Genomic DNA, 15,531 nt, shown 5'->3' with positions numbered 1-15,531 from the left:
CTGAGTACGCTGGACGATGCGCGACTTACTGGGGCATATCGCATGAACCGGGGGAGTGGGAGTGGTATGTCCGAGCAGCCCCCCGACGACTCCGGCCACCGCCCGCAGCCCCGCCGCGCGCGATTCCGGCGGCTGCGCCACACGTTCCACCGGTCCCCGGTCGGGCGGGGGTGGCGCCGGGGCAGCGAATTCGAGCTGATGCACCGGGCGTTGGGGTTCGCCGCGCTCGGCTTCCTCACGCTGGTGCCGCTGCTGATCGTGGTCGCCGCGGCCGATCCGGTGAACCGGCACGGCTTCGCCCAGTGGCTGGCCGAGGGGCTCGGGGTGTCCGCCACCTCACGGGACGAGGTCCTGGACCTGTTCGCCCCGCCGAGGCGGTCGCTGGAGACCACCACCGCGTTCGGTCTGGCCACGCTGGCGCTCTTCGGGCTGACCTTCTGCGGGGTGGTGCAGACCGGCTACGAGAGGGTGTGGGAGCTGCCCCCCGGCCGCTGGCACACCATGTGGCGCCATCTGGTCTGGCTCATCGTGCTCATCGGCTACCTCCTGCTCTCGTCCCACCTCGGCCCCGGGCCCACCCGGGTGGCCGTCGCCGTCGTCGCCACGGTGCTCTTCTTCTGGTGGTCGCAGCGGCTGCTGCTCGGCGGGCGGATCAGCTGGGGCGCCCTGCTGCCGGGCGCTCTGGCCACCGGCGTCGGGCTGTGGGGGCTGCGGATCTTCTCCCGGCTGGTGTTCTCGCCGCTGATCGCCTCCAGCGCGGTGTCCTACGGCCCGGTCGGCACCGTGCTGGTCGTGCAGTCCTGGCTGGTCGGCGTCGGCTTCGTGGTGTTCGGCGGCGCGCTCGTCGGACGGCTGCTGCACGAGGAGTATCTGCGGCTGGTGACCTGGCGCCGCAAGCGACGGCGCCTGGAGCGTTCCGGCGGCGCCTGACCCTTGCGGGAACCGGAGCCCGACCGGGCGGAAACACCGTCGCCCGCGGCCGGTCGCGCCTGGCATGCTGGCGGTGTGAACGGACCGGAGATCCAGCTCAGCCTCGCCCCTGAACTGCGGCTTTTCGCCGCCCCCGAACGGCGCCGGGAGCGCACGGCGGTGATGACCGACGGCGCGTCCACCCTCGGTCATGTCGTTGAGTCGTTCGGGGTTCCGCTCACCGAGGTCGGCCGGCTGCTCGTCGACGGCCGGGAGACCGCCGTGACGCATGTGCCGGGGGCGGGGGAGTCCGTGGAGGTGCACCCCGTCGTCCGGCCGCAGCAGGTCCCCGGGGCGCCGCTGCGCTTCCTGCTCGACGTCCACCTGGGCACCCTGGCGCGCCGCTTGCGGCTGCTGGGCGTCGACGCGGCGTACGAGAGCGAGGACATCGGCGACCCCGCACTCGCCGCCCGCTCCGCGGCCCAGCGCCGGGTGCTCCTCTCGCGCGACCGGGGGCTGCTGCGGCGGCGCGAGCTGTGGGCCGGGGCGTATGTCTACAGCGACCGGCCCGATGAGCAACTGCGTGACGTCCTGGGCCGGTTCACCCCGTCCCTCGCCCCCTGGACCCGCTGCACGGCGTGCAACGGCCCCCTGGAGGACGCCGACAAGGACACGGTCCACGAGCGGCTGGAGCACGGCACGCGGAGCACGTACGACGTGTTCGCCCGCTGCGCCGCCTGCGAGCGCGTCTACTGGCGCGGCGCCCACCACGCCCGGCTGGAGGCGATCGTGGCGGGCGCGCTTGCGGAGTTCGGCACCCCGGTGCCGTAGGACCGCCTCTCAGGAGACAACAGGGGACCTCAGGAGGTCGCGCGCCACCCCGGCTCGGCCGCGGTCGCCCGCTCGATGAGGAGCATCGCCGCGTCATCGGCCAGCCGCCCCTCGGCGTGGTGGACCAGCGCGTGGCGCAGCCGGTCCAGGTATTCGGTCGGGGTGGCACCCTCCACGCTCTCCATGGCCTGCGGCAGCGGGAAGAACTCGTTGCAGTGGTTGCGCGCCTCGAGGACCCCGTCGGTGTGCAGCAGCAGCCGGTCGCCGACGACGAACGGGAAGGTCTCGACGCCGATCGGGGGCGGGGTCAGGAACTCGTCCAGGCCGAGCGGCGGCAGCGGGCGCACCGGTCCCAGCGTCCGCACCTTGCGGTCGTGCAGCACCAGGGGCGGAGGGTGGCCCCGGTTGATCAGCTGGACCAGGCAGGTGTCGGGCACCACCTGGGCGAGCAGCACGGTGACGAACTGCTCGGCCCGCTCGTCCCAGTCCTGGAGCCGGGACCGGTCCAGCAGCTCGTATTCGCGGCCCAGCGCCGCCGCGCACCGCTCCATCACCTCGATCAGATCGTGCTCGTAGTGCACGGCCTCCCGGAAGGCGCCCAGGACCGCCGCGGCGGAGCGCACCGCGGCCAGCCCCTTGCCGCGGACGTCCCCGACGATCAGCCGCACCCCGTAGCGGGTGCCCACCGCCTCGTACAGATCGCCGCCGATCTGCGCCCCGCGCTCGGCCGCCATGTACACGCTGGCGGTGCGCACCCCGCCCATCCGGGCGGGCAGCGGCCGCAGCACCACGTTCTGGGAGACCTCGGCGATCCGGCGGACCTGGCTCAGCTCCCGGTCCCTGCCCTCGCGGATGGCGCTGCTCGCCACGCTCGCCACGGACACCACGAGCAGCGCCAGCAGGTTCGTGTACACCTGCTGGGTGCCCCAGGCGCCGTTGTGGATGGCGGTGAGTGCGCTGATCGCCGCGGCCAGCAGCACCACGCCCCCGGTGCCGACCGGTCCCATCGTCACTGCGGCCAGCGCCGGGGCCGGGGTGAGGAGGGGGCCGGTGTAGATCACGTGCGCGGGCGTCAGTTCGATGGTGACGACCGCCGCCATGACCACGAACGGCAGGCACCGCGCGATCGCGAAAAGTTTCTGATTGCGACCGCTCGCTCCCGGTCCGGAGCGGATGAATCGCATAATCAGGTACTTTATCCGACTCGTGCAAAGTTTTGGTTTTCCGCACGTTACTTTTCCCCGAGCCGTCCTCCCCGGCCCGGCGTAATCTGGCGCTATGCCCGAGCTACCGGACGTCGAGGGCTTCCGCCGGACGCTGGCCTCCTGCGCGCAGGGGCACCGCATCGAGCGGGTCGAGGTGGCCGATCCGGGGGTGCTGCGCGGGGTCACCGCACAGCGGCTGAAGCGCGAGCTGGAGGGCCGCCGGTTCGCCGCTCCGCGGCGCCACGGCAAGTGGCTGATCGCCCCGGCCGGGGGCCCGACGCTGATCCTGCACTTCGGCATGACCGGGGGACTGGTGTGCCGCTCCGAGGACGATCCGCCCGAGCGGTTCGGCCGTGTCGTCCTCACCCTCGACGACGGTCATCAGCTCCGCTACCACGACCAGCGCAAGCTGCGGGGCCTGTGGCTCGCGGCCACCGAAGCCGACGTCGACCGCATCCTCGGCGAGCAGGGCCCGGACGCGCTCTCGCTGGGGCGGGACGAGCTGGACCGCCTGTTGGAGGGGCGGCGCGGACGGGTCAAGGCCACGCTGACCGACCAGTCCGTCGTGGCCGGGCTCGGCAATCTGCTCGGCGACGAGATCCTGTGGCGGGCGCGGGTCCATCCGAAGAGCCGGACGAGCGACCTGGGGCCCGACGAGCGGCGGCGGCTGCACACCGCGCTGCGCGGGGTGCTGAGCACCTCGGTGCGGGCGGGACAGGTGCCACCCCGGGCGTCCTGGCTCACCGGCCACCGCGACGACCCGGATCCGCACTGCCCGCGCTGCGGCTGCCCGCTGCGCCGCGGAAAGATCGCCGGGCGGACCAGCACCTGGTGCCCCCGCTGCCAGCCGGAACACTCCTGACCCGCCCGAGGGAATCACGTCATCGCGGAACCGCTGAACGGTGGAGCCATGTGACGAGCGGTCACTTGACGAAATCCGGGCGGACCCGGGCCGGCCAGGTGCCGACGGTCAGCATGCCCGCCGCGTACGCGCGCGAGACCAGGGCCGCACGGTTGGGCGCCTTCATCTTCCGCAGCATCGAGCCCACGTGGTACTCGACGCCCTGGCGGCTGAGATAGAGCTTGGCGGCCATCTGCACGGTCGAGGCGCCCGTGGCCACGCCCTCGAGTATCTGTGCCTCCAGCGGCGACAGCAGATTGCGGCGCTGGGCCGTGGTGCCGTCCTCGGCCTTCTCGTCATCCGGCTTGACCAGGACGACGATGGCCGACAGCGCGTCGGACGGGCCCTGGACGGCCGTACCGGTCAACTCGCCCGAGAACACCCGGCCTCCCGAGCGGTAGCCGACCACGCGCTCGGTAAAACGGGTGCGCCGGCCGTCGTGCAGCCGCAGGAAGTGCTCCCGCAGGACGGCGGGGGCGCTGGGGTCGAGCAGTTCGAAGAGGTTGCGTCCGCACAGTTCGGCCGACGTTCCGCCGAAGTGCCGGAAGAAGTCCTCGTCCCCGGCGAGGACTTGGAGGTCCGGTGCGAGCGTGGCCATGCCGGTGGCGTGGCGTCCGGTCACGGCGCGGGTCCGGTTCCGGTCATGGGCTAAGCCCGAAGATGCCTGTGCGGGCACGCGTCGGGCGGCCTGAGTGGTGTGGGGGTGAGCCATGGAGGACACCGCTTTCTGTCGTCTCAACAACGGCATGGTCGTGCGTAAACCGGCAAAAGCTGAGGTCGCGGCCCTGCCACCAGCCAACCGGACCGGCGCCGGAACCGAGTTGTGCGACGGTTCCAGTGACGGGTGTTAGATGCGCTTCATGGTATATATCAACGTTTCGGCTGCTTGCCGCTGCCCATTTGTGGTCAACTTCTGCCCGTTTCTTGCCCGCCTGGCCTGATGAAACGGGCAAGCGCCCCGCTGATCGGGGAAAGCGGGCATCGGGAGCGCATCGTGAAGTCTCGGGGATTCCCTAGTCTGTCCCATTCTCCGCCGGATGCCGGAGACGTGCGTCGGTTCGGCGCGGCGTCGCCGTCGGATCGGCGCGCCGTCGCCCGGCCCCGGGCGGCGCGCAGGGCGCCGTCGCCCGGGGAGCGGGGATGCGCCGAGTCAGACCTTGCGGGTCTCGGACGGTGGTGCCATGACTCCGCCGCGCCGCAGCACCGCGTAGCCGATGCCGACGCCCACGGCCACCGGCCATTCGATGACCTCGGCGGCGCCCAGCACTCCGAGTCCCGCGTACAGCGGGAGTCCGCCCTTGGCGGGCAGGACCCGGCGGGCCGCCGCGATCGGCATCAGCGCCACATTGGCGGCGTTCTTCGCCGCGCGGCCGACGCGGTCGCCGTCGACGCGGTCGAGGCGGGTCGCGCTCGCGGCGCGGTCGAGCCGCGTCGCCTGCGCCACGTGTCCGAGGCTGGGGACCGTGACGGTGAACCGGTGGTCACCCTTCTGGGGGGTGGGCTTCGCGGACTTCGCGGACTTCGCCGCCTTGGCCGTCTTCGACCTCTGGGTGCTCTTCGCTGCCTTCGTCTTTCCCGACGGCGCGGACTTGGACGCGGCCGCGGTCTTCGACGGGGTCCGGCTCTTCGATGTGGCCTGGCTCCGGGTCGACTTGCCGGCGCCGCGCGCCGACGACCGTGCCGATGCGGAAGTGCTGCGCTTGCGGGAGCTGGTGGGAGTGGTCACTGATCTCACGTCCACACTTGATTGACGTCCGGAATCTTCTTCCCATTTCAGGGTAATCGGAATCAACTGGACAGGCTGCTCCATGCAGAAACCGCCCCACGAGGGCACCGCGCCACCGACGCCGACACACCGGAGGTCTCACCGATGACGACGCTGCCTGGGATGCACTTGACGAAACCCCCGCTGCTGGAGCCCCTCACCCACGGAGTGGCCACACGGGTACGGGGCGCCGCGGGCGCGGTCGGCCGGCTGGTCCACCCGCCCGCCCGCGGTGTGTGGTCGTACCCGGGCCGCTACTACATCGAGGTGCACGGGGTGCACGGGATCGGTGGGGAGCAGGTGGCGAGCCGGGTGGAACAGGCCCTCGAAAAGCACCCGGGCGTGCTGTGGGCACGGGTCAACGCCCCCTCCGAGCGGGTCGTCGTCGCCGTCACCAAGCCGCCCCCTCGCCAGCAGGAGCTGACCGCCCTGATCGAGCGCGCGGAGACCCGGGGCCCCGCCGTGCCCACCGAGGAGTTCGACGAATGGGCCCCGGAACCGCGCCACCCCTCGGGCGGGCCGCGGGAGGCCCAGTCGCTCGCCGTGGTGGTCGCGGACGTCCTGGGCCTGAGTGTCGCCACCGCCCTGCGGATGCTCCCGTGGCTCAGGCTCCCGGCCGAGGTCAGCGCGTCCGTATCCGCCATCCAGAACCACCCCAGGCTGCGGCGGCTGGCCCTGGCCATCACCCGCGGTGAGCCCACCCAGGCGACCCTGCCCGTGCTGAGCGCGCTGACCCAGGGCGTGGCCACCCGCGGCGGCGGGCTCGCCCTGGACCTGGCCCAGCGCATGGGCCTGTGGCGGGAGGCCGCGGCCGAGGGCGAGGCCTGGGCGGCGATGGAGCCGCATCTGGTGCACGGCCCCCAGGACGTGGCCGCGGAGCCCATCGTGGTGGAGCGGCCCGGCCCCACCCCCAAGGACAGCATGGAGCGGTTCGCGGAGCAGTCCATGGCCGTCGGAGCGGTCGCCGGCACCCTCGCCGCCCCCTTCGCCGGACCGCGCCGCGGGCTGGCCGTCGCGTTCTCGTCCATACCGAAGGCGCCCGGCGCCGGGCGGGAGGGGTTCGCCACCAGCATCGGGCGGTTCCTGGCCCTGCGCGGCGTCCTGGCCATGGACCGCAGCGCCCTGCGGCGGCTCGGCCAGATCGACACCGTGCTGCTCGACGAGACGACGCTGCGCGGCGACCGGTACGAGCCCATCGACCTGGAACTGCTCGGCGGGGCCGACCCCGAGCAGGTCGCGATGCGGCTCTTCGACCTCTTCGACCCGGACGAGCCCCTTCAGGTCCGGCGCGACAACGGATGGGTGCTGGGGCCGCTGGACCAGCTCGAACTGACCGGCCGCACCGGTCGGCAGACCGCGGGCAGGCTGCGCCGAAGGGGCAGCGAGCGGACCCTCGGCCTGGCCCGCGGACACCGGCTCCAGGCGGTCGCCGGGCTCGCCGTCCAGGCGGCCCCGGGCGCCGAGGCGGTGGCGGCGGCCGCCCGCCGGGCGGGCGCGCGCATCGTCCTCGCCAGCGACCGGCCGCCCCCGACGGCGTTCACCTTCGCCGACGCGGTGGTACCGGCGGGCCGCCGCCTGGTGGCCTCCGTACGCGCCCTCCAGGCCGAGGGCGCCATCGTCATGCTGCTGTCCGGGAACCGCCGGGCCCTGGGCGCGTCCGACTGCGGCGTCGGGATCCACCACGAGGGCGAGCCCCCGGCCTGGGGCGCCCATCTGCTCGTCGGCGCCGACCTGGAGTCGGCCGGAATCATCGTGGACGCGGTCGGCGTGGCCGCCCAGGTGGACCGGGAGAGCGCGCTGCTGTCGGCGAGTGGCAGCGGCATCGGCGCGGTCGCCGCGCTCAAGGCGCCGCGGGCGCAGGCCACCGCGCGCGGCGCGGCGGCAGGTACCACGGCCGGGGCCATCGCGTTCGGCCTCGGCAACTGGCGCGCCCGGCAGCTGCTCTCCCGCCCGCTGGTGCCCCCGGTGACCGCCACCCCCTGGCATCTGATGCCCGTCCCCCGGGTGCTGGAGCGCCTGTCGGCCGACCTCGACCAGGGGCTGACCCCGGAGCAGGCCGCCACCCGGGCCGGCAAGGCGCCCACCCGCACCGGAGAGCCGACCGGCACCAGCCTCCCGGCGGCGTTCATCGAGGAGCTGGCCAACCCGCTCACCCCGGTCCTCGCCGCCGGGGCCGCGCTCGCCGCCGCCGTGGGGTCGCGCACCGACGCGGCCCTGGTCGCGGCCATCACCGCCACCTCGGCACTCGTCGGCGGCTTCCAGCGGGTCAGGACCGAGCGGGCGCTCGCGGAGCTGTTCGCCCGGTCCGCGGTCGGCGCCCGGGTGCGCCGCGGCGGTACGGAACGCCTGGTCACCGCGGGGGACCTGGTCGTCGGGGACATCATCACGCTGGGCCCGGAGGACGTGGTCCCCGCCGACTGCCGGGTGGTGGAGGCCGACGGCCTGGAGGTCGACGAGTCCTCGCTGACCGGCGAATCCCTGCCGGTGGCCAAGAACCCGGCGCCGGTGGTCGCCGCGCACATCACCCGGCGCCGCTCGATGCTCTACGAGGGCACCACCGTCTCCGCCGGGCGCGCGCAGGCCGTCGTCGTGGCCACCGGGCCGTCCACCGAGGTCGGCCGCAGCCTGGCCACCGCCCGCCGCGCCGCGCCCGTGACCGGCGTCGAGGCGCGGCTCACCGCGCTCACCCGCTCCAGCGTCCCCATCGCGCTCGGATCGGCCGCCGCGGTGTCCGGTGCCGGGCTGCTGCACGGCCTCCCGCTGACCGAGAACCTGGCCTCGGCGGTCAACCTCGCCGTCGCCTCCGTACCCGAGGGCCTGCCGTTCCTCGTCAACGCGGCACAGCTCGCCGCCGCCCGGCGGCTGGCCGACCTCGGCGCCCTGGTCCGCAATCCGCGCACCATCGAGGCGCTCGGCCGCGCCGATGTGCTGTGCTTCGACAAGACCGGCACCCTGACCGAGGGCACCCTCCAGCTCGCGGCCGTCAGCGACGGCGGTGGCCCGCAGCCCGCCGACCGGCTCGACACCCCGCGCAAGGACGTGCTCGCGGCCGCCCTGCGGGCCACCCCGCCCGCCCGCCAGGCCGAGCCCATGGCCCACCAGACCGACCGCGCGGTCATGGCCGGGGCGCGCCGCGCCGGGGTCGCGGTGCGCCGCGGTGCCCCGCGCTGGCGGCGCACCGATGCCCTGCCCTTCGAGCCGTCCCGCGCCTATCACGCCACCGCCGGGGCCACCGCGCGCGGCACCCTGCTGAGCGTGAAGGGCGCCCCGGAGAGCGTGCTGGAGCGCTGCGTCCGCAGACAGTCGCCCGGCGCGGCGGCGAGCACCGCCCTGCACGACGGCGACGTCGCCGAACTGACCGCGGCCGCCGAGGAACTGGCCGGTGCCGGGCGCCGGGTCCTGGCCGTGGCCGAACGCCCCATGCGCGCCGGGGAGCAGCTCACCGACGAGTCCGTACGGGACCTGGTCTTCCGCGGGTTCATCGCGCTGGCCGACCCGGTGCGCACCAGCGCCGCCCCCGCGACCGCGCGGCTGCGCGAGGCGGGCGTGCACACCGTGATGCTCACCGGCGACCACCCGGCCACCGCCGAGTCCATCGCGGCCACCGTCATCGAGGCCACCGAACTGAAGGTGTGCACCGGTCCGGAACTGGACGAGATGAGCGACGCCGAACTGGACGAACTGCTGCCCACCGTGGACGTCATCGCCCGGTGCAGCCCGCACCACAAGGTCCGCATCGTGCAGGCGTACCAGCGCCTCGGCCGGGTCGTGGCGATGACCGGCGACGGCGCCAACGACGCCCCCGCGATCCGGCTCGCGGACATCGGGATCGCCCTGGGGCGGCGCGGCACCCCCGCCGCGACCGCCGCCGCGGACCTCGTCGTCGGCGACGACCGGCTGGAGACGATCGTGTCGGCGCTGATGGAGGGGCGGGCGATGTGGGCCTCGGTCCGGGCCGCGCTCGCCATCCTCATCGGCGGCAACCTCGGCGAGGTCACCTTCAGCGTGCTCACCTCCGCCATCACGGGCAGCACCCCGCTGACCGCCCGGCAGATCATGCTCGTCAACCTGCTGACCGACCTCGCGCCCGCGCTGGCCATCGCCGTGCGCGAGCCGACCGGGCACACCGGTGAGCGGCTGCTCAAGGAGGGCCCCAGCCGCTCCCTGGGCACCGCGCTTAACCGGGAGATGATGCTGCGCGGCATCATCACGGCCGCCGGTGCGGGCGTGGCGTGGACGGGCGCGCGGCTCACCGGCCGCAAGCGCCGGGCCAGTACGGTGGCGCTCGTCGCCCTGGTCGGTACGCAGCTGGCGCAGACCCTGGCCACCGGGGGCCTGGACCGGCATGTGCTGATCGCCGGACTGGGCTCGGCCGCGGTCCTCGCCGGGATCATCCAGACGCCGGGGGTGAGCCAGTTCTTCGACTGCACCCCGCTCGGCCCGCTCGCCTGGGGGATCACCCTCGGCTCCATCGCCGCGGCCACGGTCATCGGCTCGGTCATGACCCCGCTGGCCAGCGGCGCGGCCGCACCGGAGTCCTGAGCCGGGACTTGAGAAAAACCGAAGGCCTGACCGCCGTCCAGACCGTCGGCGCCTCGGTGGGCGCCGCGGTGCTGGCCGTGATCCTCCAGCACCGGCTCGACAGCCGCCCCACCGCCCCGGCCGCGGCGTTCGGCGACACCTTCTGGTGGGTCGCGGCCTTCGCCGCGCCGGCGTTGCTGCCCGCCCTGCTGCTGCCCGGGCTCCCGCGACCCTCTTGCGGTGACGAGTCTGTTCGATAGTGTTGATTGTCCCGGTTTGGGAAATGGGGGCGGGTCCGTGCGGGAGGAGTGGGTGATGCCACGACGCGAGAGATACGAGCTGATTTTCGCCGACCCGGTCGCCCCGGCGCCGGACGCCGAAGACATCGTGATGGTGCACCGCACGGAATCCCGCGGGCCCGGCGGACACCCTGTCTACGCCGACGACACCGGCATCGTGCGGGCCGAGATCAGCGACCGCGCCGAGGTGCGGATGATCGCCAGCGGCGGGCACCAGGTGCACGCCGCGACGGTGCGCGCCCGGCCGGTGTCCTGAGTCGATTGCGCAGATCAGGGGCTTTGTCAGTGCCGCGCGCTAGTTTTCCTCCCACGGGAGTCCGCAGAAGCAGAACGATCGAGGTGCGTCGATGAGTGATGTCGCGGCAGTGGACGGCACGGCCGGTGCCGAGCTCCAGCTGGAGCCGTACCGGGTCCAGCTCACCGGTTACTGCTACCGGATGCTGGGCTCGGCGTTCGAAGCGGAGGACGCCGTTCAGGAGACGATGGTCCGCGCCTGGCGGGGCCTGGACCGCTTCGAAGGGCGGTCGGCGCTGCGCTCGTGGCTGTACCGCATCGCCACCAACGTCTGTCTGGACATGCTGAACGGCAGCAAGCGCCGGGCCCGCCCGATGGACCTCACCTCCGTCTCCTCGGCGACCCCCGCCACCCTCACCGCGCAGCCCGAGGCCACCTGGGTCGGGCCGGTGCCCGACGGGCAGGTTCTGGCCGACGGCGGGGACCCCGCCGAGGTCGCCGCCCAGCGGGACGCCGTGCGGCTGGCGTTCGTGGCCGCGCTCCAGCACCTGGCGCCGCGCCAGCGGGCGGTGCTCATCCTGCGGGAGGTGCTGGCCTGGAAGGCGTCCGAGGTCGCCGAGCTGCTGGACACCACGGTCGCGTCGGTCAACAGCGCGCTCCAGCGCGCCCGGGCCACGCTCGCCGCGAGCGAGATCAGCGACACCGACCCGGTCAAGCCGCTGGACGAGGAGCAGCGCGCGCTGCTCGCCCGCTACGTGGACGCCTTCGAGCGCTACGACCTGGACTCCCTCACCTCGCTCCTGCACGAGGACGCCACCCTGTCCATGCCGCCCTACGAGCTGTGGCTGCGCGGCCACGACGACATCCGCACCTGGCTGCTGGGGCACGGCATCGGCTGCCGTGGCTCCCGGCTGGTCCCTACCGTGGCGAACGGGGCACCGGCCTTCGGCCAGTACCGGCCGAGCGGACCGGGCGGCGCCCATGAGCCCTGGGCGCTCCAGGTCCTGGAGATATCAGCCGGGCGCATCACCGGGCTCAACTCGTTCCTGGACACCGAGCGGCTGTTCCCCCTCTTCGGGCTCCCCGCCCGGCTCGAGGCGTAACGTCACGGGCGCGGTCAGCACCTCGTCAAGACCCGCCCCAGCGAGCACCCCGGCCAGCTCGCCGCCGGTGTTCCGCAGCCGCATCTCCCGCCCCAGGCGGCGGGCGGCCAGCCGCAGCCGGGCCAGGGTCTCGACCATGGCCAGGACCGGCCGCTGCGCCGCGCCCACGTCCACGGTGACCGGACCGGGGGCGCTGTGGCGCACCAGCTCCCCCAGCCGTGCGCACAGCAGCTCCACCTCGGCACGGGTCTCCGGTGGCCGGTCGAGGACCAGGACGGCCGGGGGAGCCGCGGGCAGGGGGCTCTCGTACTCGGGACCGGCCAACGTCCACCTCCAGTTGTGGGGCGCGCGGTGGTGTTGCGCGCTCACCAGAAGGGACCCTCCGGGCCGGGAAAATTCATCGCCGCCCCCGGTGGCCGGGTGCCACGATCGGCGCATGACGACACGACGGCTGAGAGCCGGGCGCGAGGAGGAGGCCGGGGCGCTGACCGAACTGGCGCTGCGGTCGAAGGGCCACTGGGGGTACGACGAGGAGTTCCTGGCCGCCTGCCGGGAGGAACTGACGATGCGCGAGGGCGAGCTGACCGCCCGTCGGACCACGGTCGCCGAGGAGGACGGGCGGGTGCTGGGGTTCGCCACCCTGGAGGGCACCGCCCCACAGGGGTGGGTGGGAATGCTGTTCGTCGACCCGCCCGCGATCGGCAGCGGAGTGGGGCGGCTGCTGTACCGGCGTGTGCTGGAGACGGCGGGTCGTCTCGGGTTCACCCGGCTGACCATCGACGCCGATCCGTACGCCGAGCCGTTCTACCTGGCCATGGGGGCGCGGCGTATCGGCACCGCCCCCTCGGGCTCCATCCCGGGCCGGATGCTGCCGCTGCTGGAGGCCGTGCCGTGACGCCTGAGGCCGCAGGCATCACGGCACGGGGCGTCAGTTGTTCTGCACGAACTGCTTGGCGAGGCCGTCGCCGACCGAGACCGCCTTGGCGTGGTTCTCGATGGGGGAGACGGAGGAATTCTTGAACAGGATGTACGTCACGCCCGACTCCGCGCCGCCGGTCTCCGGGTCGGGGTCGATGCCGAGCGCGTCGGCCGCGGCGTAGGAGGCCTCACCGATGATCTTGGTCGGGCCGGTGTCGCCGACCACCGCGTACTCGACCTTGTTGTTGTAGACGATGGCGACTACGCCGCCGCCCTTGATGCCGGACGCGGAGTAGTCCCACGTGGAACTCTTGCCGGGCACCACCACATAGGGCAGCTTGTCGGCGATCAGGGGCTTTCCGTTCGACTGGTGGAAGGCCGTGTCGTCCTGGAACCACGGGTCGGTGTCCTCGTTGCACTTGGAGGTCACCTGGCCGTCGCAGTCGATGTCCATGTCCGCCTTCCAGAAGACCGCGCCATTGGCGCCGCAGACCGGCACGGTGGCCGACGTCTCGTCGTCGGTGCGGTACTTGCCGCTGGATATCTGCGAACAGCTCCTGACCTTGGCGAGCAACTGCGCGGCCGTGACGGAGCCTTCTTTGACGGAACCTTCCGTGGCCGAGCCGGGGGCGGGGGCGGGTGCCCGGGTGGTGGCCTGGGCGCCCGCGGTGAGGGAACCAGCCAGCAGCCCGGCGCCGGCCAGGACGAACGCGAGTCGTGTGCGCATGGGACACTCCTCTGTTAGGAACCTTTCCTAACCTCCCCCGCATCGTGGGCGACTTGATAAGGTCATGTCAACAGCGAGTGCGCGCCGCGCGAGCCGCGCGGCGCACGAGCCTCAGCGCGGTACGGCGCGCACCAGGGCCAGCAGACGGGTCACCTCGCGGGCCACCGCGTCCCGCGCCACCGCGACATAGCGGCGCGGGTCGACCACCTCGGGATGGTCGGCGAGGTGGTCGCGGATCGCCCGGGTGTAGGCCACGTTGAGGTGGGTGGCGATGTTCACCTTCGTCAGGCCCGCTGCGACCGCACGGGTCAGATCCGCCTCGGGCACCCCGGAGGAGCCGTGCAGCACCAGCGGTACGGGCACGGCCGCGCGCAGCGCCGCGACCAGCTCCAGGTCCACCACCGCCTCCTTGACCACCATCGCGTGCGAGGTGCCCACCGCGACCGCGAGCGCGTCCACGCCCGTCGCCGCGACATACGCGGCGGCCTCGGCCGGATCGGTCCGGGCGCCGGGCGCGTGCACCCCGTCCTTGCCTCCCACCTCGCCCAGTTCCGCTTCGACCCACACCCCGGCCGCGTGGCAGTCGGCCGCCACCGCGGCGGTGGCGGCCACATTGCCGTCGTAGTCGCGCGCCGAGGCGTCGAACATCACGGACCCGAAGCCGAGCCCGAGCGCCTCCCGCACCAGCCCGGGTTCGGTGGCATGGTCCAGATGCACCGCGACCGGGACCCGCGCCGCGCGCGCGACCTCGACGGTGGCCCGGCCGATGGCGGCCAGGGCACCGTGGTACCGCACCGCGTTCTCGCTGATCTGGAGGATGACCGGGGCCCCGGCCGCCTCCGCCCCGGCCACGATCGCCTGGGCGTGCTCGATCTGGATCACATTGAACGCACCCGCGCCGAGCCCGCCCCGCACGGCGGGCCCGACGATCTCACCGGTGGCCACCAGCGGCATGGCCCGCCTCCCTTCCCCAGGGGGTGTCGTGCCGGTCATGCCGGGCTCCCGACGCCTGGCACGGCACCTCGCGGCCCCGCGCTCGTCGCGCGCAGCGCCTCCCCCAGCTACCGCTGGGAGGTGCCCCCCGCACTCTCCTCACGCGGGTTGCGAGCCTCCCCCAGCTACCGCTGGGAGGTGCCCCCTGCACCAGACGCCGCTCGCTGATCCGGCCTGACCGACAAGACACCCCCTCGCCCCGCCCGCTCAACCGAGGATCACCGAGCGGGTGAGGTTCCGGGGCCGGTCGGGGTCGAGGCCGCGGCGCCCCGCGATCGCCACAGCGAGCCGCTGCACCAGCACCAGTTCGGCCAGCGGGTCGCGGCCGTATCCGACGAGACGGCCACCGGGCCCGGTGACCTCCTTCTCCGCCAGCCCGGACGGGCCCTCGCCCAGCCACCACACCACGCTGCGCGGGCCGGTGACGCTGATCGGCCCGTGCCGGTACTCCATCACCGGGTACGCCTCGGTCCACGCGCCCGCGGCCTCGCGCATCTTGAGCGCGGCCTCCTGGGCGACGCCGCACGTCCAGCCGCGCCCGAGGAACGTGAACTGGCCCGCCTCCGCGAGCCCGTCGGGCAGCGGCGCGGCAAGCGCCGCCGCACCGTCCTCGACAAGACCGCCCAGGTCATGCCCCAAGTGGGCGCGCAGCAGGGCCAGTTCGCTGGTCGCCCAGCGGGTCTGCACCACCGACCGCTCATCCGCGAAGTCGAGCACGACCGCTGCGTCCGCCAGGCCGGTGACCGGGGAGCCGGGGACCGCGGTGATGACGGTGGTGCGCACCCCGTCCCGTAGCCGGCCGAGGAGATCCAGCACCTCGGTCGTGGTGCCCGACCGGGACAGTGCGAGCACCCGGTCGTAGGCGCGCCCCGTCGGCATCTCCGACGCCGGGAACGCGTCCGTCTCGCCCTGGCCCCCGGCCTCGCGCAGCGCCGCGTACGCCTGGGCGATGAACCACGAGGTGCCGCAGCCGACGACGGCGACCCGCTCACCGGCCCGGGGCAGTGCCTCGCGCACCGGCCCGTCCGGATCCCGGGCCAGTGCGATGGCGCGGCGCCAGCAGTCGGGCTGGCTCGCGATCTCGGTCTCGGTGTGGCTCATGGGACTCCCCGGCTCGGCTTCCGA

Annotated in this window: 16 protein-coding genes; 9 read left to right on the top strand and 7 right to left on the bottom strand. The window is 73.7% G+C overall.

Annotation, left to right across the window (positions count from 1 at the left end; all coding sequences use genetic code 11):
- The first annotated feature begins 66 nt into the window (after window positions 1-66).
- Window positions 67-930, top strand: coding sequence for a ribonuclease BN (locus tag LCH29_RS24555; protein WP_446463896.1), 864 nt, complete (start codon window positions 67-69; stop codon window positions 928-930).
- A 75-nt stretch (window positions 931-1,005) separates the two neighbouring features.
- On the top strand, window positions 1,006-1,740 hold the full coding sequence (locus tag LCH29_RS24550; protein WP_446463895.1) for a Mut7-C RNAse domain-containing protein: 735 nt from the start codon (window positions 1,006-1,008) through the stop codon (window positions 1,738-1,740).
- A gap of 29 nt (window positions 1,741-1,769) precedes the next feature.
- On the opposite strand, the gene LCH29_RS24545 is transcribed toward LCH29_RS24550, so the two are convergent.
- Window positions 1,770-2,924, bottom strand: coding sequence for a PP2C family protein-serine/threonine phosphatase (locus LCH29_RS24545; RefSeq protein ID WP_446463894.1), 1,155 nt, complete (start codon window positions 2,922-2,924; stop codon window positions 1,770-1,772).
- A gap of 94 nt (window positions 2,925-3,018) precedes the next feature.
- Here LCH29_RS24545 and LCH29_RS24540 point away from each other — a divergent pair, with 94 nt between their 5' ends.
- Complete coding sequence (locus tag LCH29_RS24540; protein WP_446463893.1) at window positions 3,019-3,807, top strand: Fpg/Nei family DNA glycosylase; 789 nt, start codon at window positions 3,019-3,021, stop codon at window positions 3,805-3,807.
- Between the two features lie 61 nt (window positions 3,808-3,868).
- Here LCH29_RS24540 and LCH29_RS24535 read toward each other — a convergent pair whose 3' ends face one another.
- Window positions 3,869-4,468 carry a LuxR C-terminal-related transcriptional regulator gene (locus tag LCH29_RS24535; RefSeq protein WP_446463892.1) on the bottom strand — a complete coding sequence of 200 codons (600 nt, stop codon included), beginning with the start codon at window positions 4,466-4,468 and terminating at the stop codon, window positions 3,869-3,871.
- 528 nt (window positions 4,469-4,996) lie between these two features.
- The gene (locus tag LCH29_RS24530) at window positions 4,997-5,290 is read right to left on the bottom strand and encodes a hypothetical protein (protein ID WP_446463891.1); all 294 of its coding nucleotides are present in this window, start codon (window positions 5,288-5,290) and stop codon (window positions 4,997-4,999) included.
- A gap of 19 nt (window positions 5,291-5,309) precedes the next feature.
- On the opposite strand from LCH29_RS24530, the gene LCH29_RS24525 reads away from it, so the two are divergent.
- From LCH29_RS24525 to LCH29_RS24505, 5 genes are all read left to right on the top strand, one after another.
- Window positions 5,310-5,597 (top strand): hypothetical protein, encoded by a 288-nt coding sequence (locus LCH29_RS24525; RefSeq protein WP_446463890.1) that lies wholly within the window; start codon window positions 5,310-5,312, stop codon window positions 5,595-5,597.
- Window positions 5,598-5,734: 137 nt separating this feature from the next.
- Entirely contained in the window at window positions 5,735-10,153 is a 4,419-nt protein-coding gene (locus LCH29_RS24520) for an HAD-IC family P-type ATPase (protein WP_446463889.1), read from the top strand.
- An 8-nt stretch (window positions 10,154-10,161) separates the two neighbouring features.
- Complete coding sequence (locus LCH29_RS24515) at window positions 10,162-10,392, top strand: hypothetical protein (protein ID WP_446463888.1); 231 nt, start codon at window positions 10,162-10,164, stop codon at window positions 10,390-10,392.
- A 55-nt stretch (window positions 10,393-10,447) separates the two neighbouring features.
- Window positions 10,448-10,687 carry a DUF6296 family protein gene (locus LCH29_RS24510; RefSeq protein ID WP_446463887.1) on the top strand — a complete coding sequence of 80 codons (240 nt, stop codon included), beginning with the start codon at window positions 10,448-10,450 and terminating at the stop codon, window positions 10,685-10,687.
- Between the two features lie 91 nt (window positions 10,688-10,778).
- Window positions 10,779-11,768, top strand: coding sequence for a sigma-70 family RNA polymerase sigma factor (locus LCH29_RS24505; protein ID WP_123106934.1), 990 nt, complete (start codon window positions 10,779-10,781; stop codon window positions 11,766-11,768).
- Here the strand turns inward: LCH29_RS24505 and LCH29_RS24500 are convergent.
- Entirely contained in the window at window positions 11,679-12,092 is a 414-nt protein-coding gene (locus LCH29_RS24500) for an STAS domain-containing protein (protein WP_446463886.1), read from the bottom strand. The genes LCH29_RS24505 and LCH29_RS24500 overlap by 90 nt on opposite strands.
- A 112-nt stretch (window positions 12,093-12,204) precedes the next feature.
- On the opposite strand from LCH29_RS24500, the gene LCH29_RS24495 reads away from it, so the two are divergent.
- Entirely contained in the window at window positions 12,205-12,663 is a 459-nt protein-coding gene (locus LCH29_RS24495; protein ID WP_446463885.1) for a GNAT family N-acetyltransferase, read from the top strand.
- Between the two features lie 33 nt (window positions 12,664-12,696).
- Here LCH29_RS24495 and LCH29_RS24490 read toward each other — a convergent pair whose 3' ends face one another.
- The 3 genes from LCH29_RS24490 to LCH29_RS24480 form a co-directional block, all read right to left on the bottom strand.
- On the bottom strand, window positions 12,697-13,413 hold the full coding sequence (locus LCH29_RS24490; RefSeq protein ID WP_446463884.1) for a glycoside hydrolase family 75 protein: 717 nt from the start codon (window positions 13,411-13,413) through the stop codon (window positions 12,697-12,699).
- A gap of 111 nt (window positions 13,414-13,524) precedes the next feature.
- On the bottom strand, window positions 13,525-14,367 hold the full coding sequence (locus LCH29_RS24485; protein WP_446463883.1) for a class II fructose-bisphosphate aldolase: 843 nt from the start codon (window positions 14,365-14,367) through the stop codon (window positions 13,525-13,527).
- Window positions 14,368-14,613: 246 nt separating this feature from the next.
- Complete coding sequence (locus tag LCH29_RS24480) at window positions 14,614-15,507, bottom strand: SIS domain-containing protein (protein ID WP_446463882.1); 894 nt, start codon at window positions 15,505-15,507, stop codon at window positions 14,614-14,616.
- Window positions 15,508-15,531: the final 24 nt, after the last annotated feature.

This window comes from Streptomyces sp. BRA346, assembly GCF_052851135.1.
Note: the sequence above shows the minus strand (reverse complement) of the source record. Positions and strands in the feature narration are given on the sequence as shown.